This window comes from Ensifer sp. SL37 (assembly GCF_026672675.1).
GTDB classification, from domain to species: domain Bacteria; phylum Pseudomonadota; class Alphaproteobacteria; order Rhizobiales; family Rhizobiaceae; genus Ensifer; species Ensifer adhaerens.
This window is the reverse complement of the sequence record NZ_JAPPRN010000006.1, coordinates 3,711,999-3,732,926: the sequence shown is the minus strand read 5'-3', so window position 1 is coordinate 3,732,926 and position 20,928 is coordinate 3,711,999. Positions and strand designations below refer to the sequence as shown.

The window sequence follows — 20,928 nt, the reverse complement described above, 5'->3', positions numbered from 1 at the left end:
CGAATGATTCAGGCGCGGGCGCGTACGTAGGAGCCCGGCGCTTCCTCGAGCGAGTTCAGCGGACCGCCCGGCTTGCGGGGCGCAACGCGTCGCTTGTCGAGTTTCTCGATCCATTGGTGCCAATGCGGCCACCAGGATCCCGGTGTTTCCTTGGCGGCCTTGAACCAATCGTCGAAGTCACCCGTGGGCGCGCCTCCGGTCCAGAACTGATACTTGCCCTTGTCCGGCGGATTGACGACGCCGGCAATGTGGCCCGAACCCGAGAGAACATAGGTGACCTTGCCGCCGAACGAAGCGCTGCCGAGAAATACAGAGCGCGGCGGGGCGATGTGGTCTTCCTTGGTCGCGAGATTGTAGATCGGGATCTTCACGTCGCCGAGCGATACCTGCTTGCCGGCAAGAACCATCTCGCCCTTCGAAAGCTTGTTATCGAGGTAGCAGTTGCGCAGATAGAAGGAATGGTTGGCGGCCGGCATCCGCGTCGAATCGGAGTTCCAGTAGAGCAGGTCGAAGGGCAGGGGTTCCTGGCCCTTGAGGTAGTTGTTGACGAAGTAGGGCCAGATCAGCTCCGAGGCGCGCAGCATGTTGAAGGCGGTCGCCATCTTCGAGCCGTCGAGATAGCCGGTCACGCTCATGTTCTGTTCGATCTGGCTTATCTGGTCCTCGTCGACGAAGACCTTGAGGTCGCCAGCGTGAGTGAAATCGACCTGCGTCGTGAACAGTGTCGCCGAGCGGATGCGATCGTCGCCCTCGGCCGCATGCAATGCGAGCGTCGCGGCAAGCAGGGTGCCGCCGACGCAATAGCCGATGGCGTTGACTTCCCGCTCACCGGTGGCCTGCTCGACGATATCGAGCGCAAAGCCGATGCCTTCGCGGGCATAGGCTTCCCAGTCCTTGGTCGCGTGCCGTTCGTCCGGGTTCACCCAGGAGATGACGAAGACCGTGTGTCCCTGATCGACCGCCCATTTGATGAAGGATTTCTGCGGGTTGAGATCGAGCACGTAGAATTTGTTGATCCAGGGCGGGCAGATCAGCAACGGCCGCTTCAGCACGGTTTCCGTCGTCGCCTCATATTGCAGCACCTGGCAGACGTCGCTCTGGGCAATGACCTTGCCCGGCGTCATCGCAATATTCTCGCCGATTGCAAACTTGCTGGTGTCCGTCTGCCGGAGCTTGAGGTCGCCGCGGCCGGCGGCGATGTCCTCGGCAAACATCTGCATGCCCTTGACCAGATTGGCGCCGCTTGAGGCAACCGTCTCGCGGTAGAGCTGCGGATTGGTGGTGACGAAGTTGGTCGGAGACAGCGCGCTCGAAACCTGGCGAACGTAGAAAGCAGCCTTGTGTTTCGTGTGGTCGTCGAGCCCCTCGGCGTCTTCGACCATGCGCTCGGCCCAGTCCGACGTTACGAAATAGGCCTGGCGAATGAAGTCGAAGAACGGGTTCTTTACCCAGTCCTCGTCAGTAAATCTCTTGTCGTTGCGCTGGAGGGCGGCCGGCTCCGCCGTCTCTTCGCCGGACATCCGGTGCAGCGTGCGCGACCAGATCTCGAAGAAGCTGCCCATCAGGTGAGTCTGCGCTTCGAGCGTGCGGCGTGGATCGGAAAGCCAGTACTCCGAGACCTTGGACAGCGTCTTGACCATGTCGGTGACGGGTTCAGCGAAGGTATCGGACTTCTGGCCCGATTCCCGCGGCGCCAGCCAGGCGGAAGCCGCTTTGCCAAGCTGTTCCATGGCGCGGGCGAGGTTGACTGCGAGGCTTTCCGGATCCTTGACGATATAAGGTTCGACGGATTTGGGATCGAAGCCTGCGTAGCCGTCCTTGCCTTCCGCATTCCTCTCTGCTGTCACCCGGCGTCCTCCACAGCATCTTGTTTGTTTTGTATTTTTACATTCTGCCCGAAAATGATTACAAGGGCTAGCGCATCGTCGCGCCATCAAAATAGAGGTCGTCTCCAGTATGCTTGCCGTCGGAAAACAGCGTTCCATCACCCGGGTTGCCGGGATCGTTCTGCTAGGCACGCTTGCAGGCTGCAACAGCCAGGGGACCAACTTCGAGAACTATCCGTCGGTTTACGGCCAGAAGCCGGCCGCAACGACGCAGATGACCAACGATGAAGCGGCAAGCATGCAGGCGCGCCTGAGCTCTCTCGGCGCTGCACGCAAGTCCGGCGCGATCTCCGAAGCCGAGTATCAGCGTCGCCTGAAAGAAATGCGCGCGCTGGCCGAACAGCACGGCGCCGACACGCTGAAAGAGATCCAGAATTAGCGCTTGCCTTTCCGGTGATTTGGACGCAAAGCGTTCAATGGCCGCATGGACGGCCGTTCACCACAGCGCACGGTTTCGCAAAGGCTTGAGCCGCTGGCGGGAGCGTGCGCCAAACGAGGTTTGGAGATGGAAGAGTTTCACAAAGTCCGGCGTTTGCCGCCCTATGTTTTCGAACAGGTCAACCGTTTGAAAGCAAGCGCGCGAGCGGCCGGTGCTGACATCATCGACCTCGGCATGGGCAATCCGGATCTACCCACACCACAGTCGATTGTCGACAAGCTCTGCGAGGCCGTTCAGGACCCGCGCACGCATCGTTATTCGTCGTCGAAGGGCATTCCCGGGCTGCGTCGTGCCCAGGCCGCCTATTACGCCCGCCGCTTCGGCGTCAAGCTCAACCCGGATACCCAGGTCGTCGCTACCCTTGGCTCCAAGGAAGGCTTCGCCAACATGGCGCAGGCGATCACCGCACCTGGCGACGTCATTCTGTGCCCGAACCCCACCTATCCGATCCACGCCTTCGGCTTCCTGATGGCCGGCGGCGTCATCCGCTCGATCTCGGTCGAGCCGGACGAAACCTTCTTCGGGCCGCTGGAACGCGCCGTTCGCCATTCAATCCCCAAGCCACTGGCGCTGATCCTCAACTATCCGTCGAACCCGACGGCGCAGGTTGCGACGCTCGACTTCTATAAGGACGTGATCGCGTTTGCGAAAAAGCACGACATCATCGTGCTTTCGGACCTTGCCTATTCGGAGATCTACTTCAACGATGCGCCGCCGCCGTCGGTGCTGGAAGTTCCGGGCGCGATCGACTGCACGGTCGAGTTCACCTCGATGTCGAAGACCTTCTCGATGCCGGGCTGGCGCATGGGCTTTGCCGTCGGCAACGAGCGGCTGATCGCAGCACTGACACGCGTGAAATCCTACCTCGATTACGGTGCCTTCACGCCGATCCAGGTGGCCGCCACCCAAGCGCTGAACGGTGACGGCAGCGACATCGCCGAAGTGCGCAACATCTACAAGCGCCGCCGCGACGTCATGGTCGACAGCTTCGGCAAGGCCGGCTTCGAAGTGCCGCCGCCGGCAGCGACGATGTTTGCCTGGGCAAAGATCCCGGAGAAGTTCCGTCATCTGGGCTCTCTCGAATTCTCGAAGCTCCTCGTCGAGAAGGCGGATGTCGCGGTCGCTCCGGGCATCGGCTTCGGCGAGCAGGGTGACGACTATGTGCGCCTCGCTCTCGTCGAGAACGAGCACCGCATCCGCCAGGCTGCGCGCAACATCAAGAAATTCCTGTCGACCGCCGACGAGACGATGCACAACGTCATCTCGCTCAACGCTCACAGGTAAGAAGTCGGGAGGCGGGCTTGACGCGCGCCTCCTTCCACACCGGCACCGCAGTTCTCGCGGATCGCCCTCTACATGTTAGGAAATGGCTATGGCAGATGCCCTCAAAATCGGCATTGCGGGCTTGGGTACCGTCGGTGCCTCGCTCGTGCGAATCCTCCAGGATCGTCACGAGATGCTTGCGACAACGTGCGGACGGGCAATCGAGACCACGGCCGTAACAGCGCGCGACCGCAACAGGGACCGCGGCGTCGATCTTTCGAAGACCGCCTGGTTCGACGATGCCATTTCGCTTGCGCGTGACGCCGATATCGACGTTTTCGTCGAACTGATGGGCGGTGCCGGCGATCCGGCCTATTCGGCCGTCAAGGCGGCGCTGCAGCGCGGCATTCATGTGGTGACCGCCAACAAGGCGCTGCTGGCTGCCCATGGCATCGAACTTGCCAAGATCGCCGAGGAGAAGGGCGCGCTGCTCAACTACGAAGCGGCTGTTGCCGGCGGTATCCCCGTCATCAAGGCGCTGCGCGAATCCATGACCGGCAATACGATCTCGCGCGTCTATGGGATCATGAACGGCACCTGCAACTACATCCTGACGAAGATGGAGAAGGAACAGCTTTCCTTCGAAGCCTGCCTCAAGGAGGCGCAGCGCCTCGGCTATGCCGAAGCCGACCCGGCCTTCGACATCGAGGGCAACGACACGGCGCACAAGTTGTCGATCCTGACGAGCCTTGCATTCGGTACGGCGATCGCTGCCGACGACATCTACCTCGAAGGCATCACCAATATCTCGATCGACGACATTCATGCAGCCGCCGATCTCGGTTACCGCATCAAGCTCCTCGGTGTCGCCCAGCGCACCGAAAGCGGCATCGAGCAGCGCGTTCACCCAACGATGGTGCCTTACGATTCCGTCATCGCCCAGGTCGATGGCGTGACCAATGCCGTTGCGATCGAATCCGACATTCTCGGCGAGCTACTGATGGTCGGCCCGGGCGCCGGCGGCAACGCGACGGCGTCGGCCGTGCTCGGCGATATCGCCGACATTGCCAAGAGCCGCCCGGGCGCCCAGCACGTTCCGGCCTTCGGCCGTCCGACCAATGCGCTGCTGCCCTATAAGCGCGCGCGGATCCAGAGCCACGAGGGCGGCTACTTCATCCGCCTGAAGGTCGTTGACCGCACCGGCGTCTTCGCCAGCATCGCGACCCGCATGGCCGACAACGGCATTTCGCTGGAATCGATCATGCAGCATTCCAAGCATCTGATGGACACGGGCGAGCCGCAGACGATCATCTTGGTCACGCACGCGACATCGGAGCACTCCGTTCGCGATGCGATCAAGGCGATCAAGGGCGAGGGCTACCTCGTCGGCGAGCCGCAGGTCATTCGCATCGAACGCCCGAAGGCAAACTGACGGCGAAGGACCTCGGGCCGTTCGGCATGACGGTGCGCAGTGCCGTTTGTGGCCAACAAATTAGAAGCCTCGCCGCGCAAGCAAGCCGGCGAGGCTTCTTTTTTGGGAATTGGGCGCCTGCGGCGGCCCAACCCCCTACGAAACGTGGATCTCTGTGTATGCCGTTCCAAAAACGGTCACGATTTCCAGGGTTATGCGCTAAGAGGAACGAAGCGCCAAGCGGATGGACAAGCATGGAAGAATTGGTGGATCCGGTACAACGGGCCTTTCTGAATGTCGAGCGGTCGGTCAGCGGCCAGCGATGGGTGTCGCGTCTCGACCAGGCGGGCCAGAACCGGGCGCTCGCCATCAGTCAGGTCCATGGCTACTCCGACCTCCTCGGTCGCGTCCTTGCCGGCCGAGGCGTCGTGCTCGACGATGCCGCAAGTTTTCTTGATCCGACGCTTCGCTCGCTGATGCCGGACCCGGACACGCTTACCGATTGCCGCAAGGCTGCGGAGCGTCTGGCGGCCGCCATCAAGCGCCGTGAAAAGACGGTGATCTTCGGTGACTATGACGTCGACGGTGCCGCGTCTTCGGCGTTGATGGCGCGTTTCCTGCGCCATTTCGGCGTCGACGCGGAAATCTACATTCCCGATCGGATCTTCGAGGGCTATGGCCCGAACCCGACGGCAATCGAGCAGCTGATCGACAAGGGCGCCGATCTCATCGTCACCGTCGACTGCGGCTCGACCAGCCATGAGGCGCTCGCCGTTGCCGATAAACGCGGCGTCGATGTCGTCGTCATCGACCACCATCAGGTCGGCTCGGCGCTGCCGCCCTGCCATGCGCTCGTCAATCCCAATCGGGAGGACGATCTTTCGGGGCAGGGGCATCTTTGTGCTTCCGGTGTCGTTTATCTGGTTCTCGTCAATACCTTGCGCGTTTTGCGCAACGCCGGCGACAGCCGCGTTTCTTCGTTCGACCTGCTGTCCCAGCTCGATCTGGTGGCTCTGGCGACGGTCTGTGACGTGGTGCCGCTCAAAGGGCTCAACCGCGCCTATGTCGTCAAGGGACTGATCGCGGCGCGTCACATGGGCAATGTCGGGCTTTCGGCACTGCTGCGGAAAGCTGCGATCGGCGGCCCGGTCACGCCCTATCACCTGGGCTTTCTCGTCGGCCCGAGAATCAATGCCGGCGGACGCATTGGCGATGCTGCGCTCGGCAGCCGCTTGCTGGCGATGGAGGATGCGGCCGAGGCGGAGAAGATCGCCGCGCAGCTCGATGAGCTCAATCGCGAGCGGCAGGCGATGGAAGCCATCATGCTGGCCGAGGCGGAGGCTGAGGTTCTGGCCGAATACGGCACGGGCGAGGGCGCTTCGGTGATCGTTACCGCGCGCGAAAACTGGCACCCGGGCATCGTCGGACTGCTCGCCGCCCGCATCAAGGAAAAATTCCGCCGACCGACTTTTGCCATCGCCTTCGACCCGAACGGCCGCGGCACCGGCTCCGGCCGCTCGATCAACGGCTTCGACATGGGCAAGATGGTTCGGGCCGCCGTCGATGGTGGCCTGCTGGTAAAGGGCGGTGGCCATGCCATGGCTGCCGGTCTCACCGTCGAGCGCGCGAAACTCGGCAAGCTCAGGCAGTTTTTCGAGGGACGCGCGGAAGCGGCGGTGCGCGAACTCGTCGCCATTCAGACGCTCAAGGTCGACGGCGCGCTTGCAGCCTCTGGCGCGACCCTGGAACTCATCGATCTCCTGGAGCAGGCCGGCCCCTACGGCTCGGCCCACCCGCAACCGGTCTTCGCCTTCCCGCAGCATCGCCTGCGCGACAGCAGGCAGGTCGGCGCCAACCACATCAAGGTGACGCTGGAGGGGCAGGACGGCAGCCGCCTTGACGGTATTGCTTTCCGGGCGACCGAGACACCGCTCGGCGACTTCCTGCTGTCGAGCCGCGGAACATCCATCCACGTCGCGGGATCGGTGTCCGCCGATCTGTGGCAGGGCCAGCGACGGGTACAGCTGCGCGTCACGGACGCGGCAAAGGCGCTGTAGCACCCGTCGCGAAGTGTGCTGACAGATATTTCGCTGGGCCGTGTTATGGCTGACCGTACCGCACACGCTTCAAAACATCTCGAGGATTCACAGCGAGGATGGTGTTGAAGAACGTCGTTTCGACGATGGTGTCGCCATCGGCTTGCAGGCGAAAATGCACGCTCTTGTTGCCGCCACAGTTCGTTGAGTCGATCATCGCGATAACTCTTTCGACCTCGTCGGGCGTCTTTTCGTCCAGCCTGACAAGGGCAGGATAAAGGGGGGCGCAACTTGCACCGCCGTCGCGGACAAGTTCTCCTTGTCGATCGAAGAGATAGCTGAGGCGTGCGAACTCTCCCTTGTGCGAGCCGCGATGGGCGCTGCCCCACATGGCACTTAGGTACTGAGCCACAGCGCTCAAAGATCCGAGATCATTGAACGGTCGCAAGGCTTCAACATTGTAAACCACGGAGTAGAGGCGACTGCCGCTGAGTGGTGAATTCAGTGTGAGCGAGTAGGTACGACGGAAACCCTGCTGCTGGTCCAGTCGGGTAATGTGTATGCGCTGCAGATAGGGTGCTTTGGCATAAGCTGGGAGCTTCGGGTCTTTGCGATTGTTCAGGCTTCGCGTCGTTTCGGAGCGTTCCCAGTCTTTGAAATCCCGCGCGAGCAACGTTTCTAACTCTTCAATTGGCATCCCCAGCTTGAACACCGGACTCGGTACCAAGTCTGCAGGCGTCAGCGTCTGCTCGCCAGAAATCACGTTGGAACGAGCGGCCGCAGGCGATCCGGGATAGGACGAAATTGTGATTGCGGCGAGCCCCGCAGCAATGACGCGAAACAAAAATAGATTCCCCTGTTTCGAAAGATTGTTGGTGCCGTCGCCGAATTGTGACCGACTCGGGGTGGTTAGGGCGCTGCAGGACCCTACAAATCCGCGGTTGCCGGTCAAATGACACTCGGGACTAGGTGCAAGCGTAGCTGTCCACGCGTTTGCCGCCATCGGGAGAATTTTCCGAGCCGGCATTGGCACGCCCAACGGGACTCGAACCCGTGTTACCGCCGTGAGAGGGCGGCGTCCTGACCGCTAGACGATGGGCGCCTTTAAGCTCGCTTCGCGCTGACAATTGCGGCGCATGCCGCATACTAAGCCTTTTCCGCGAAATCGACGATAGGCTTTCTCTGACGCCGGGCAGGGCGTTTGAAACCGGACCGTTCGGTCACGTGCCTGAACTGGCCGTGTTGATAAAGCTTGTAATGTCGGGGAGAAGATCAACACAGTGGCACGCCCTAGGGGAGTCGAACCCCTCTTCCCAGAATGAAAATCTGGTGTCCTAACCGATAGACGAAGGGCGCACTCGCTGTGTGGGCGCCTTATAGCCAGCGACTCTGAATAGAGCAAGCGCCAATCTCAGGAATGTTGTGATTTTCCTGTTCAAAATACCAGGAAAGATTCATGGCGGCACGAGGCGGAAATTTAGGTGTCGAAACGCGCGGTAAATCGCTGTTCCAACAACAGAAAATCGATTTTCATTTGGGGAGAAGATCAACACAGTGGCACGCCCTAGGGGAGTCGAACCCCTCTTCCCAGAATGAAAATCTGGTGTCCTAACCGATAGACGAAGGGCGCACTCGCTGTGTGGGCGCCTTATAGCCAGCGACTCTGGATACCGCAAGCGCCAATCTCAGTTTTTTTGTGCTTTCCCTGTTAAAATCGGTGAGAAAAATTCGGCGGTCAAAGAGCTGGAATCGGAGATGCGTACGACGCAGCGGAGTTGCTGCTTCAGATGCTGAAAACGTCGATTTTTCGGGAGAAGGAGATCAACACAGTGGCACGCCCTAGGGGAGTCGAACCCCTCTTCCCAGAATGAAAATCTGGTGTCCTAACCGATAGACGAAGGGCGCACTCGCTGTGTGGGCGCCTTATAGCCAGAGGATTTCAGAACCGCAAGCGGCAATTTTCATATTTCTGTAAAAATTCCACAGGCCGGAAGCAATGGAGGGTTCTCGTCGAATCCTCCATGGAAACAAATGCTTGCCTTCAGCCCTTGGCGCGCCGGCAGCGCCAGTTCCAGTCCCGCTGTGCGCCGATATCGATATGGACCGACTCCGTGTGGCAATAGGTGCCGACGCCGCCGCGGCCGGGGACGCTACGCAGGAATTCGGCGAGATCCCACTTGCTGACGCCCTGAACCTGAATGTCAGCCGCCTCGCAGCGTGTATGCAGCGATTGCTTGGCGCGGTTGACCTTGATCGGCCTGAGGCCCGAGGTCACCATGACCTGCTTGCCGTAATGCGTTTCCACCTTCTTCAGCATCTGCATGAGCTCGGGCTTGAAACAGCCGGCATCGACTTTCTCGGTCTGCAGAATGAGCCCGCTCGGCGCCAGTCGAGCGAGCCCCGAGAGCGAGGCGACCTGAACCGGTGCGCCGTCGTCGTCATCGCCGAGGTGCTCTTCGTGCTCGTAGTTGTAGAGCGAGTTCAGTTTGACGCCCGGAAGCGTGTAGGCGAGGGAGGCCGTTTGCGGCTGGCTCGCATTGCTGGTGGTAATCGTCTTCTTTTCCGCCGGCGGAGCCGAGCGAAGTGCCGCCTGCTGCGGCTTCTCCTTGCGCTTGCCGGCAAAAAGGGCCGCGAGCGTCCAGGTTTTGGACGTGTCCTTGTTATCGTCTGCTGGCGTGGCTTCTGGTGCTGCCTGCTGCGCGGCGGCGACCTCGGTCGCTGCTGGTGTGGCGTCGGCATTGGCCACCGCCTGTGGCGTCGAAGAGGTCTGGCCGCTGGCGGCAGCCTCGGCGCTCAGCGGCACCGGAACGGCAACAGGAAGGGTGGCGTCCTGCGCGGGAGAGGGAGCATAGGCGGCGACAGCGGCGTCCGTCACGACGTCGTTGGCCGTGTTGGCGGCCCCCTGTTGCGGCGCTATTACCGGCAGCGGCTGTCGCTGGGTGCCGCTGAAAAGACTGTTGTTGGTTGCGTTCATGCCGGGCTGGCCGGCGGGTAGCGGAACAGTTCCCGTCGTCTGCGGCTGGACGGTCGTCGTTGCCTGTGCGGCAGGTGCCTGGCCATAGATGCTTGAGGAGGCGGCGCGCAGGCCGGTGCCCTGCATCGTCAGCGATTGCGGCTGTCCGCCATCGTTGGGAACTGTGGCATTGCCGGCTGCCTGTTGCGCCTGCGGATTGCTGCCGAGCGCAACCACCTGTCCATCCTGGACTGTGGCCTCCGATTCGGCGGTTTGCACAGGGGCTGCCTGCCCCTCGGCCTTCAGCGCGGTCGCTGCATCGTTTTCCCCGACCGCCGACATGCAGCCGCTCAAAGCCAGCAGCGATACGGATAAGGCTGCCGCCCGCGCAATGGTGACGAGCACCGCGCCCTTCGTGTCCGGATGTTGCAACGTCCTATCCCCGCTCTCCGTGCATGACCGACGAAGCCTCGCCTTGTCATGCATTAAGTCTCAGTTCCGAAACATCGCTCAGAACAAACAAACTCATGCTTCTCGCGGCGATCGGAATGAGCGCCACGGGAAAAGATCAGGCCAAGTACAAAAGGGGGTCGCCGCCACGAGATATCGCGGATAGGACCCGGCATCAACGTTTCGCGCGAAAAAGTACTCAACGATACGCGATTTGTAAACCGGCGCTAACCTTGAGCCCGCATGTTTCCAACATGCAAAGGCCCGGATAGACCGGGCCCTGGATCATTCATAGCTGCTGCTGATCGACGGCTCGGCCATGCCCGCCGGATTTCACCGACAGCACGGGGCCATCTTCGTTCGCGAGAATTGTGCGGAGCTTACCAGGCGCCCGTATTGGCCATCGACGCCCAAGGTTCCTGCGGCGGCCGGTTTTCGCCTTTCTGTAGGATCTCGATCGAAATGCCGTCGGGAGAGCGCACGAACGCCATGTGGCCGTCGCGCGGCGGCCGGTTGATGGTCACGCCGTTCTCCATCAGGTGCTGGCAGAAACCGTAGATGTCGTCGACTTCGTAGGCGAGGTGCCCGAAGTTGCGCCCGCCCGTATAATCTTCCGTATCCCAGTTGTAGGTGAGCTCGAGGCAGGGAGAGAGTTCGCCGCGGGCGCGATCGATGTCGCCGGGAGCGGCCAGAAACACCAGCGTGAACCGGCCCTTTTCATTTTCGTAGCGGCGGATCTCCGTCAGGCCGAAAATCTTGCCGTAGAAGTTCAAGGCCTCGTCCAGATTCTTGACGCGAACCATCGTGTGCAGATAGCGCATTGCAATGTCCCTGTTTTGCAGAAGATGGCGTATACTGGTCCGTCAGCAAGCCAGAGGCAAGGCTGCGTCCCCATATTAGTTCTCGGCCAAAATATGCCGAGGGTCTTGCGTATCCGCGGCGGGACGATGTTATTCTGGTCAATAAGAATCAGTTAACCGTATCGGTAGTCGCGCGTAAACGAGGGGCTGGGAGAGAATGGCGGATAGGACATCTTCAAAAGACGTCATGCATGGTGACGACTTTGGCAGCGACGCTCTCGACCTCATCGAAATCACCGGCGTGATCAAGTGGTTCGACGTCGCCAAGGGCTTCGGCTTCATCGTTCCCGACAACGGCATGCAGGATGTGCTGGTGCACGTGACCTGCCTGCGCCGCGACGGCTACCAGACGGTTCTTGAGGGTGCGCGGGTCGTTGCTCTCATCCAGAAGCGGGACCGCGGTTACCAGGCGTTCCGTATCCTATCGATGGACCAGTCCACGGCGGTGCATCCGTCGCAGCTGCCGCCGGTCCGAACCCACGTGCAGGTAACGCCGACCAGCGGCCTTGAGCGCGTTCTCGTCAAGTGGTTTAACCGCACCAAGGGCTTCGGCTTCCTGACCCGCGGCGAGGGAACCGAAGATATCTTCGTCCATATGGAAACGCTCAGGCGTTTCGGCCTGACGGAACTGCGGCCAGGCCAGGTGGTGCTCGTCCGGTTCGGCGATGGCGAAAAGGGCCTGATGGCCGCTGAGATACATCCGGATGGACCGTCGCCGACGAGCCGGGCGCACTGATGGTCGCGGCTCGAAACCTTGTCGGAAAAAGCGCCTTCCTGGCGCTTTTTTTGTTGCTTGCCCTGACGGTATCGTCTTTCGCCGACGTTCAGTTCACAACGGACAAGATGCGCCTGGTCACCGCGGACAAGGCTGTGCACGAACTGACGGTCGAACTGGCCCTCGATCCGGCCCAGCGTGAGCAGGGCCTGATGTTTCGTACCTCCATGGCGCCGGATCACGGCATGCTGTTCGATTTTGGCGAGACACGCCGCGTGATGATGTGGATGAAGAACACCCATTTGTCGCTCGATATGCTGTTTATCGACAACAAGGGCGTTGTGCGCACGATCCATGAAGACGCCGTGCCTTTTTCGGAAGCGATCATTGATTCGAGAGAACCGGTGGCTTTCGTGCTTGAGCTCAATGCCGGCGCGGTCAAGCGGCTGAATATCCGGCCCGGAGACCGGCTGGAAGGTGCCCGCATGCCGTCTTCGAAGCCGTAGACGTCGGGGCCAGTTCGCGGTCGGCCTTGTCCTTGCCCGATCATTTCCTAAATTATGTGTCTGAACCCCACGGGTTTCATGGTTGAGCTCATGGAGCCTTTCGGGCAGACTGCGCGTTAACGACTTGCTAATATTCTTCTGGCGACAACAGGAGGCATCCGTGATGATCCGGAGTGTGCTTGTTGCAATCATAGCGGCCTGCGCCGTTGCGCAAACAGCGATGGCAGCGGACTTGGCAGCCGATCTGAGCCAGCCGCCGGCACCGGTCGCGCAGCCATCTCCAGGATTCGTCTGGACCGGCGGCTATGTCGGCCTCCAGGGCGGCGGCGGGTGGCTCAATGGCGATTTCAGTGCGCCCGGCAGCAGCGCTTCAGAAGACTTCAATGGCGGATTGCTCGGCGCCTTTGCCGGTTTCAACTTTCAGCAGGGCGACTGGGTTTACGGCATCGAGGGTGACGTCAACTACAATTGGAACGACAAGACGTTCGACGTCGGCGGAACCTCGACCGAAGTTGGTACCGACGTTTCCGGCGCAATACGCGGCCGGGTCGGCTACCTGTTGAATGACAAGGCGCTGCTCTATGGCGCCGGCGGCTGGGCGGTGACCCGCGGCTTCGTCGATGTGCCCGGCGCATCGAAGGAAAAGGAAACCTTCAACGGTTGGACGATCGGTGCCGGTGTCGACTATTCGTTCACCGACAGCGTCTTCGGCCGCGCCGAGTACCGCTACAACGACTACGGCGACAAGGACTTCGGCGGCGTCAATGTCGATCTCGACCAGCACCAGTTCACCGTTGGTGTCGGCGTAAAGTTCTGACCAGCAACCATTGGCATCGCGGAGCGCGCCGGCATGCTGCCGGACGCTCCGCGGTATCCTTTCAACTACGGGCCGCCGCGGGCACGCCGGGCAATCTCGGCCCGGTCATCTTCCGCCGTAAGATCGAGGACGATGCGGCTGCCGTCTCTGATCGGGCGTTGCAGGGCCTTCCGCGACTCGGGCAGAAGCGTGAGTCGCCCTTTGGTTTCGAGCTTGCTCAGTCTGGCGCGTGAAAGCGCGAGTTCCGCCGATAGCAGGCGGTCGACGCGCAGGCTGCTTGCCTGGCGCACGACAAGGACAATCTCAAGCCGTGCGCAACCCGCACTCCCACCCAATACGTGCCGTTCCACGTTAGAATCGGCCAAATCCTCGATCCGGTCCGTGCATTGGCGAAGACCTTCGATGTCGAACGCCGCCTGGCGGACCCAGACAGGATCGTTGCTTTGAAGCGCTGCGAGCGCATCCGGGGCGACGCTGGCGACATTCCGCCGCTCGAAGATCGGGCGGTTCCAGGTGTCTTCGCAGACGGCGCAGCGATAGATCAGCCAGGCGTCGAGCCGCCGCCCGTTGGCGTTCAACCGTGTCTTGCCGCTGCATACGAAGGGGCGGTGGCCGCCGCAGCGGCTGCAGACAAGCCAGGGGCGGGGGGCGGATTGGGGTTCGATGGTCCACTGGACCGTCAATGTATGAGACATGTCGTCTGGTTCTTCCAATTGGAAGTCCATCGAGACGACGGTTTGAGTACCCGTTCCGGGGACGCGGCCTGGCAGTTGTTGGACGTGATGGTTCCGCCTGACGAAGTTACGTCGGGCTTGAGATCGGCAATGCCATTCCGGTCTCGAACCGCCACCTCAACGAACGCATGAAAATTCTATCCGACAGCTGGAGTGCTATCGGGCGTACGGGGTGAAACTAGCGAGACCGGATTTTACAAAGGCAAAGCGAAACTCCAGGAGAGCCAGCGCAATAGTGGCTGCCTGAACGTCCTACACGCTTGCGCGGATGGCGAAAAGTGCAACGATGCCACAGGCTCGCGTCAAGGTGGCGTGCGATGGCGCGCTAGGCGAAATTTGGCCACAAGCGAATTCGGCGCATTGCGGTAAAATACGCCTTACACCTCCAATCTGAAGCGGATCGGAAATGCTTGGATCCGCTTCTCTTTTTTGAAGGTGGTTTGCGGCGAAGCATCGCCTGATTAGCCGGCGCGGTGAAGGCTCGCCGCAAGCGGCTTCGAATCGGCAAGCTCCGCATCGGACGCGACACGGTTACGCCCGCCTCGTTTGGCCGCGTAGAGCGCCGCATCTGCCCTATTGAACAATTCCTCCCAGGAACGCTCCGTGCCGCTGGCGGTGGCAACCCCGATGCTGATGCTGACTGCTACGCTTTGCCCGTTGCTCACGACCCGCAGTTCTTCCACGGCGCGGCGTAGCCTTTCGGCGATTGCAAACGCCTGTGTCTCGCTTGTCCGCGGGAGATAGAGCCCGAATCCCTCGCCTCCGAGACGCGCGAAGCTGTCGCCCCTGCGCAGGTTCTTCCTGACCAGATCGGCGAAGGCGACGAGCACCTGATCACCCGTATGATGACCGTAGCGGTCGTTGATACGCTTGAAATGGTCCAGGTCCATGACGAGGAGGCAATCGCCCTGCCAGCTCGCCTGAGGCAGTTGCGCCAGAAACCAGCGCCGGTTGCCGACGCCGGTCAGCGCATCGGTATCGGCAGACCGGCGCAGCTCCGCTTCCGCCCGCTCCTTGACGAGCACGAGGGCGAAGAGTGCGATGGCGAAGTGGCAGATGATCGAGAGAAAGAAGGCGTAGGTCGTGGTGATCGGCACGAGGCCGGGCTTGAGGAGGCCAATGACCACCGCGAGGCAAAGGCCGGCCCCGACGGCCATGGCGGCCGCCAGCATGGCGCGCGCCGGCAGCGGCTCCTTCGAGCGATCGGCGATGACGGCGACAGCCGAAGCCGCGAGGAAAAGAAAGGCGGCGGCGTTGAAGACGCTGGCCCTGACGACGTTGACGACATGGAAATCCGTGGCGAGACCGACGAGCGCGCCGGCAAGCGGCACAAGTAGCGCCAGCCAGTCCGCCAGACGGCGCCGGCCGCCGCTGAGGCGGCGCACGCCGATCCAGAACAGGGCATATCCGCCGATCCCGAGCGTGAAGCTGGAAAGCCTCCACAGAGTGGGCGGCAACAGCTTTTGCTCGCCATAGCCCGCGAGCGTCGAGGCGAGCGCCAGGAAGAGGAAGCCGCTCGCCAGGATACCAAGCCCTTCGTCCCGCGGCGATTGCCAGCGCGCATAGAGGAAGCAGAAGGCGCCGATCAGGAAAGACGACTTGTGAAGCAACAGAACGGTGGCAAGGTCGAGTTGGGCAGTTATTGGATCGCTCGGGCGGGCTTGGGGGCGCGCAGGGCACGAAAGCGCGCCGGTTCGCTCTATCCACAATGGATTTAGCGATTCCTAAATTCGTATGACAAATAGGCATTCTTGTCCCAACTCGGGACGATTCGATCGTTTGCCAACGCAATCGGGTGATCTACGGCGATGTTAGCCTGCAGATCTGCGATCACGAACAGATTGAAAAAAAAAGAGAATGGCGCTTCCGCCTCAATGAATGGTCGGAGTGGAGAGATTCGAACTCCCGACCCTCTGGTCCCAAACCAGATGCGCTACCAGACTGCGCTACACTCCGTGCCAACGGCGCCGGAGATACACGCTTCGCAGCAGGGCTGCAACAGCAAAATTTCCCAATGCCTCATCTTAGACTGGGACAAACCCACAAGTTCGCTCATCTCCGACTGAAAGCCAAATTTATCCGGCCAAAAGTCATTCCGTTTTAAATCATTCTGCGTTATGGGAAGACGGAATGCTGGCGCCCGTGAATGTTGCCAGCGAAAGTATGGAGCCGTTCGAAACCATGTCCGCAAAGATCTATCGTCCAGCAAAGACCGCCATGCAGTCTGGCAAGGCCAAGACGAATCTGTGGGTGCTGGAGTTCGATCAGGAAAAGCCGCGCACCATCGACCCGATCATGGGCTACACAAGCTCCGGCGACATGAAGCAGCAGCTGCGGCTGACCTTCGAAAACGCCGAGCAGGCGATCGCATACGCCGAGCGAAACGGCATCGAATACCGCGTCATCGCGCCGAAGGAAGCGACCCGCAAGAGCGTGTCCTATCCGGACAACTTCCGTTTCAACCGGATGCAGCCCTGGACCCACTAAGGTCCTTCAGCCGCATTCGACGGGCACAGCCCGGGACGGCCCCTTAGCTCAGTTGGATAGAGCACCTGCCTTCTAAGCAGGTTGTCGCAGGTTCGAATCCTGCAGGGGTCGCCAATAATTTCAAGAACTTAGCAGCTGTTTTGGGGGCTTGAAAGAAGCTCGATTACAGCTTCCCTTTGCCGATAGCAGAATTCGTCGGCCAGGTGATCTCTCCATCCGCGAAACGGCGCCGTCGCTGGCCCATTGTCTCCCGGTAGATCTGTTCGTCCGCCATGAGCGGCAGATCTCTAGTACGCCACCACTCGGCGGATAAGTCCGGCGATTCGCGCCGCACCACTCGAGGAAAGCTACGCTCGTTTCCGGAAGCAGGAAAGAAGCGCGGTAACAGGCTTGAACAAGAGCCTGTGGCCCTTGGTGAACATGCGGCCCGGACGATGGATCGTCAGTGCGTAGAGATACGAGCGCTTTCCTTGCAGGTAGGACCGGAATTTCTGCACCACTTGACGTCGTGCATCGTTCTGTCGAGCCCGCTTTGCGTCCGTGAGACTGAGATGTTGCGTGACCAGGCTTTCTTCGCAACCAACGATCAGTCCGCCTTCCAAGGCAAAGCGAATAGCCCATTCGCGATCGACGGCCCTGCGGAAATCCTCGTCGAAGGCGAACTTGCGCAAGGTCGACACGCGGGTGAGCATGGTGCAGGTACCGACCCTTCCGTCGCCGGGGAGGGGATCGTCGCAGAGGAGATGGAGCGCGACCGCGTCGCCACCCACTGGCTGCGCGGTGCCCATGGCGCTGAGGCTCCTCGTCTTGCCGTCGGAGATCACGCGCCTCCTGCAATAGACCGAGATAGGAGCCGCATGCCGTTCTTCCGCCGCAAGCAGCTTTGCGATCTGGACCTTCAAACGCTCTGGTGCATTTTCGTCGTCCGAATCGAGGAACGCCAGGATTTCGCCGGTTGCTTCGCGTGCGAGTGTATTGCGCGCGCCAGCGTTGCCCTTGTTGTTACTATGGCTAACCAGCCTTACCCGCGAATCCTGCTGGCTGACGGTCTGCACGATGGCAGCGGAGCGATCGGTGGAGACGTCGTCACAGACCAGGATCTCCAGGTCATCCCAGTCCAGTTGCCTGGCGGATAAGAGCGTCCGGTCGATCGTCTCTTCGGCGTTGTAGCAACATATCGCAAGTGTTACGCGCATCGATGCCTGTTCCTATTGCGATCTGTGCTGGTTCAGCGGCAGTCCCGTCATCGCCGGCATGTTTCCGGATGAAGGCTAACTCTGGTTGTTTGTTTTGCCCGACGAACCGACCATGCGGACAGGAACGGCATTCGGTTCCAGATATGAACTGTCTGAGCGCACGAAGAGCACGTCGACAAGGCGATTGTGCGATCGATGGGGGATGACATCGGCGACTTCGAAGCCTTGCTCTGCCATGTATGCGACAAGTTCCGAAAACCGATAGCTACCTTCAAACCGGCGACGAAGGCTTGCCTCTGTGAAGACGAACTGCGTCTCCCGAAGCGTTTTCTCGGCTCCCTTCAGAACATCAAGGTCAAAGCCTTCGGTGTCCACCTTCAATCCGAATGGGCCTTTGTAGCCCTTGTTTTCCAGAAGTTCGTCGAGGGGTGAAATCTGTATCTCGACCGTCTTTTCCGGCTGCCGCTTCCAGTCCCTGCGTTTCATCAGGCTTGAGGAGGGGCCCTCCAGGGAAAGGGTTGCTACGCCCTTGGCAGAGCCTGCGCCCGATTGAATGTAGTCAAAATTCAGGCCCTTTACGCTGTCTGCGGCCTTCTCCATCGTATCTGGCTGCGGATCGATCAGGACGAACTTTTTGTCCTTGAACAGTTCGTAGAACACCGGGCTGCCTTGATAAACGCCGACGTCGATGAATGTATTGATATCGAACCCGTAGCGCTTCAGGTACGCAGCAGAGTAACGCTCCTCGGAAACATGGAAACCTTGTCGCGTTAGCATCGAGGCGGCTGAGCGAAGCACCCGATTGAACAGCTTTCCCTTGGTCATAGTCCCCTCGGCAATTGCAATTTTCTCCAGACGAAACGCCTGGCCAAGTTGATGTCGTACTGGCTTAGATTTTGAGGCAGTTGTCCGGCATGTAGAACACGGACGTCCGCCATGGCCGGCCGTTCACCGGTCCGAAGCCGTCGAAGTCGAGGCGGCGATAGCCGTTGTTGATCAGCAGGTCGTATCCCTCCTGGTACCTCTCGCGTTCGCTGTTGTCCCAGATGATTGCGGACGGCCTCTGCTTCAGGTTCATCGTCGCCTTGGCACAATTCACGCGATCGCGGCCGTCTATGACAACAACGTCGAACGCGGTGTCCTGGTGGCGTGTCACCTCGGTGGAGTAGTCGCCCCCCTCTACCAATTCGCGATAGTTGTAAGTTACATTGGCCGGCGATTGCTTGGAGATCAGCTCGAACCAGTCGCGGTCATGTTCGACGCTGACCACCGACTTCGCCTTGCGGCTCCACCAAAGTGTGGAGTTGCCGCTGCCATACTCGAAAACGCGTAAGTCAGCCAGTTGCCGGGTGCCGAGAAAATGCAGCATCGGGTAGGTGTACCAGGGGCATGGTTCTCCGTCGGCGGTCATCGGCTTGTGCTGTTTTGCACTCTCCAACCAGCCCATCTGCCTCGCGCTTTCGACGAACTTCGGGAAGAAGTCGCGCGGGATATCCGGAGTCTCCCAAAGAAGCAGGTCGAGTTTCTGCTCGATCTTTGGAATGCGGCCGATGAGCTTTGTCGCTTTTACGAAGTTCTTCATCGCGCCCAGCATCATAGTCTCCCTCAGTTGCGGACATGCTTAATGGCTTATATGTTTTGTTAGCGCAAGCGGTTGAAACGCGGATCCGGCGAGCGTCGAAGTCCGGCAGGCGCACAGCCTGAACTGCAGGTGTAACGCCGTTTCCTCCCGAGCAACGCGTGCCTTCGTCGACTTGCCGAGGCGCTAGACGCCGGGGCAGTGGCGCTACGATTCCGCAAGATCACATAAAAAAACGGGCCGGCGGATGGTTTCCGACCGGCCCGTTCCGGCAAAAGGCGGAAAGGGGAACGTCTCTGCGCGGGGCTGCAGCGCCGCGCGTAGGGAGATCGATACGGTCTGATAATGCCCGAAAGGCAGCATTGGAATTGACATTTCCCGCTTGAAATTTGACATTTCCCGCATGCCTTCCGATGGACGTCTACAATCTGTGATCGAAGTTTCCGTCGTTATCCTGCCGGAGTCGTCGATCATGTCGCTTGCCTCAGTGCTGGACCCGATGCGCGCCGCAAACCGTATCTCGGGGCGCGAGGTGTTTCGCTGGCGGCTGCTCTCGGCCGATGGCAAGCCAGTGGTCCTGACCTGCGGCGTGCCGATTGCGGTCGAGGGCACACTTCGCCCGCCGCTTGCCGGCGACGCGCTGCTGGTGATCGGCGGCTTCAACCTTGATCGTCACGCCGGCAAGAAATTCATCGGTGCATTGCAGGAGTGCTCGCGCCATTTCGATATCGTCGCCGGCATCGAATCGGGCTGCTGGCTGCTCGGCCGCAGCGGTCTGCTCAATGGCCGCAAGGCGACAGCGCATTGGGAGGAGCTTGAGGATTTCAGCCAGGCCTTTCCGGAGTTGACGGTGCTTGGCGACCGGTTCGTCATCGACGGCAAGTTCTGGACCTCAGGCGGCGCTTCGCCGACCTTCGACATGATGCTGCACTGGATCACCCAGCGGCTAGGGTCTGCACTGGCGCTCGATGTCGCCAGCATCTTCGTCTACGACCAGACGCATAGTGCAGCCGACGTGCAGCCCTATGTTTCGCTCGGGAGGATCGAGACGCGCGACCCGAAGCTCGCCGAGGCCATCCGCCTGATGGAACGCACGCTGGAGCGTCCCTTGACGATCGCCGCGTTGACGAAGCGGCTTTCGATCTCGCAGCGCAAGCTGGAGTTGCTGTTTGCGCGCGGACTATCGACGAGTCCCGGCGCCTATTACCTACGCCTGCGTCTTCAGTTCGCCCATCGGCTGGTGCGCGACTCCGCTAGCCCGATCCGCGAGATTGCCCTTCGATGCGGTTTCGACAGCCTGTCTGCATTTTCGCGCGCCTATAGCCGCGAGTATGGAATGAGCCCGCTGAAGATGCGACTGGCCCGCAGAGGAGCGGAAGCATAGGCAGCGCCGTCAGGCACGCGACTATTGGGAAGGCCGGGGTGAGGGGCCCGCGAATTGCTCACGGCATAGCCGATCCGGATTGTTCGCGTGTTTTGAGGCAACCGCGCAGACGGCACCCGCTGATGCGTCCCCATCATGCATGGAGTGCGACGTCGTTCCGCACGCCCGGCGTCGCCGGGCCGCATCCGGCCGGGCGCAGTCGCGGGGTCATT

General features: G+C 60.7%; 18 protein-coding genes and 6 tRNA genes. 10 read left to right on the top strand and 14 right to left on the bottom strand.

Annotated features, from left to right (window positions below):
• Positions 1-8 precede the first annotated feature (8 nt).
• Positions 9-1,847: a poly(3-hydroxyalkanoate) polymerase subunit PhaC gene (phaC, locus tag OVA00_RS30380; protein ID WP_034796579.1), complete on the bottom strand. Its 1,839-nt coding sequence runs from the start codon at positions 1,845-1,847 to the stop codon at positions 9-11.
• 109 nt (positions 1,848-1,956) lie between these two features.
• Here phaC and OVA00_RS30375 point away from each other — a divergent pair, with 109 nt between their 5' ends.
• The 4 genes from OVA00_RS30375 to recJ all read left to right on the top strand — a co-directional run bounded on the left by OVA00_RS30375 (position 1,957) and on the right by recJ (position 7,056).
• Positions 1,957-2,265, top strand: coding sequence for an SHOCT domain-containing protein (locus tag OVA00_RS30375; protein ID WP_268090222.1), 309 nt, complete (start codon positions 1,957-1,959; stop codon positions 2,263-2,265).
• A gap of 126 nt (positions 2,266-2,391) precedes the next feature.
• Entirely contained in the window at positions 2,392-3,609 is a 1,218-nt protein-coding gene (locus tag OVA00_RS30370) for an LL-diaminopimelate aminotransferase (protein WP_034796568.1), read from the top strand.
• An 88-nt stretch (positions 3,610-3,697) separates the two neighbouring features.
• Positions 3,698-5,020, top strand: a complete 1,323-nt coding sequence (locus OVA00_RS30365; RefSeq protein ID WP_268090221.1) for a homoserine dehydrogenase — start codon at positions 3,698-3,700, stop codon at positions 5,018-5,020.
• A gap of 233 nt (positions 5,021-5,253) precedes the next feature.
• On the top strand, positions 5,254-7,056 hold the full coding sequence (gene recJ / locus OVA00_RS30360; RefSeq protein WP_268090220.1) for a single-stranded-DNA-specific exonuclease RecJ: 1,803 nt from the start codon (positions 5,254-5,256) through the stop codon (positions 7,054-7,056).
• Between the two features lie 43 nt (positions 7,057-7,099).
• On the opposite strand, the gene OVA00_RS30355 is transcribed toward recJ, so the two are convergent.
• The 7 genes from OVA00_RS30355 to OVA00_RS30325 form a co-directional block, all read right to left on the bottom strand.
• Positions 7,100-7,987 carry a hypothetical protein gene (locus OVA00_RS30355; RefSeq protein WP_268090219.1) on the bottom strand — a complete coding sequence of 296 codons (888 nt, stop codon included), beginning with the start codon at positions 7,985-7,987 and terminating at the stop codon, positions 7,100-7,102.
• A 75-nt stretch (positions 7,988-8,062) separates the two neighbouring features.
• Positions 8,063-8,137: transfer RNA gene (locus OVA00_RS30350), tRNA-Glu, on the bottom strand.
• A gap of 179 nt (positions 8,138-8,316) precedes the next feature.
• Positions 8,317-8,391: transfer RNA gene (locus tag OVA00_RS30345), tRNA-Glu, on the bottom strand.
• Positions 8,392-8,590: 199 nt separating this feature from the next.
• Positions 8,591-8,665, bottom strand: a tRNA-Glu gene (locus OVA00_RS30340).
• 200 nt (positions 8,666-8,865) lie between these two features.
• Positions 8,866-8,940 (bottom strand) — tRNA-Glu (locus tag OVA00_RS30335).
• A gap of 136 nt (positions 8,941-9,076) precedes the next feature.
• Entirely contained in the window at positions 9,077-10,420 is a 1,344-nt protein-coding gene (locus tag OVA00_RS30330; RefSeq protein ID WP_268090218.1) for a D-Ala-D-Ala carboxypeptidase family metallohydrolase, read from the bottom strand.
• A gap of 398 nt (positions 10,421-10,818) precedes the next feature.
• Positions 10,819-11,259 (bottom strand): VOC family protein, encoded by a 441-nt coding sequence (locus tag OVA00_RS30325; protein ID WP_060517024.1) that lies wholly within the window; start codon positions 11,257-11,259, stop codon positions 10,819-10,821.
• 196 nt (positions 11,260-11,455) lie between these two features.
• On the opposite strand from OVA00_RS30325, the gene OVA00_RS30320 reads away from it, so the two are divergent.
• The 3 genes from OVA00_RS30320 to OVA00_RS30310 all read left to right on the top strand — a co-directional run bounded on the left by OVA00_RS30320 (position 11,456) and on the right by OVA00_RS30310 (position 13,336).
• Complete coding sequence (locus tag OVA00_RS30320) at positions 11,456-12,034, top strand: cold-shock protein (protein ID WP_034790903.1); 579 nt, start codon at positions 11,456-11,458, stop codon at positions 12,032-12,034.
• Positions 12,034-12,519 (top strand): DUF192 domain-containing protein, encoded by a 486-nt coding sequence (locus tag OVA00_RS30315; RefSeq protein ID WP_268090216.1) that lies wholly within the window; start codon positions 12,034-12,036, stop codon positions 12,517-12,519. Before OVA00_RS30320 ends, OVA00_RS30315 begins: the two co-directional genes overlap by 1 nt.
• A 163-nt stretch (positions 12,520-12,682) precedes the next feature.
• A complete protein-coding gene (locus tag OVA00_RS30310) occupies positions 12,683-13,336 on the top strand; it encodes an outer membrane protein (RefSeq protein WP_112976455.1) in 654 nt (217 codons plus the stop codon).
• Between the two features lie 65 nt (positions 13,337-13,401).
• Here OVA00_RS30310 and OVA00_RS30305 read toward each other — a convergent pair whose 3' ends face one another.
• From OVA00_RS30305 to OVA00_RS30295, 3 genes are all read right to left on the bottom strand, one after another.
• Positions 13,402-14,031 (bottom strand): DUF1062 domain-containing protein, encoded by a 630-nt coding sequence (locus OVA00_RS30305; protein ID WP_268090214.1) that lies wholly within the window; start codon positions 14,029-14,031, stop codon positions 13,402-13,404.
• Between the two features lie 500 nt (positions 14,032-14,531).
• A complete protein-coding gene (locus tag OVA00_RS30300) occupies positions 14,532-15,680 on the bottom strand; it encodes a GGDEF domain-containing protein (RefSeq protein ID WP_268090213.1) in 1,149 nt (382 codons plus the stop codon).
• A gap of 269 nt (positions 15,681-15,949) precedes the next feature.
• Positions 15,950-16,026: transfer RNA gene (locus tag OVA00_RS30295), tRNA-Pro, on the bottom strand.
• A gap of 225 nt (positions 16,027-16,251) precedes the next feature.
• Here OVA00_RS30295 and OVA00_RS30290 point away from each other — a divergent pair.
• Positions 16,252-16,557: an ETC complex I subunit gene (locus OVA00_RS30290; RefSeq protein ID WP_034791376.1), complete on the top strand. Its 306-nt coding sequence runs from the start codon at positions 16,252-16,254 to the stop codon at positions 16,555-16,557.
• 37 nt (positions 16,558-16,594) lie between these two features.
• A tRNA-Arg gene (locus OVA00_RS30285) sits at positions 16,595-16,671 on the top strand.
• 233 nt (positions 16,672-16,904) lie between these two features.
• On the opposite strand, the gene OVA00_RS30280 is transcribed toward OVA00_RS30285, so the two are convergent.
• The 3 genes from OVA00_RS30280 to OVA00_RS30270 all read right to left on the bottom strand — a co-directional run bounded on the left by OVA00_RS30280 (position 16,905) and on the right by OVA00_RS30270 (position 19,347).
• Positions 16,905-17,753: a glycosyltransferase family 2 protein gene (locus tag OVA00_RS30280; RefSeq protein WP_268090212.1), complete on the bottom strand. Its 849-nt coding sequence runs from the start codon at positions 17,751-17,753 to the stop codon at positions 16,905-16,907.
• 75 nt (positions 17,754-17,828) lie between these two features.
• Positions 17,829-18,578: an FkbM family methyltransferase gene (locus tag OVA00_RS30275; RefSeq protein ID WP_112984196.1), complete on the bottom strand. Its 750-nt coding sequence runs from the start codon at positions 18,576-18,578 to the stop codon at positions 17,829-17,831.
• 64 nt (positions 18,579-18,642) lie between these two features.
• Complete coding sequence (locus tag OVA00_RS30270) at positions 18,643-19,347, bottom strand: class I SAM-dependent methyltransferase (RefSeq protein ID WP_162727243.1); 705 nt, start codon at positions 19,345-19,347, stop codon at positions 18,643-18,645.
• Between the two features lie 388 nt (positions 19,348-19,735).
• Here OVA00_RS30270 and OVA00_RS30265 point away from each other — a divergent pair, with 388 nt between their 5' ends.
• Positions 19,736-20,716: a GlxA family transcriptional regulator gene (locus OVA00_RS30265; protein WP_089044651.1), complete on the top strand. Its 981-nt coding sequence runs from the start codon at positions 19,736-19,738 to the stop codon at positions 20,714-20,716.
• Positions 20,717-20,928: the final 212 nt, after the last annotated feature.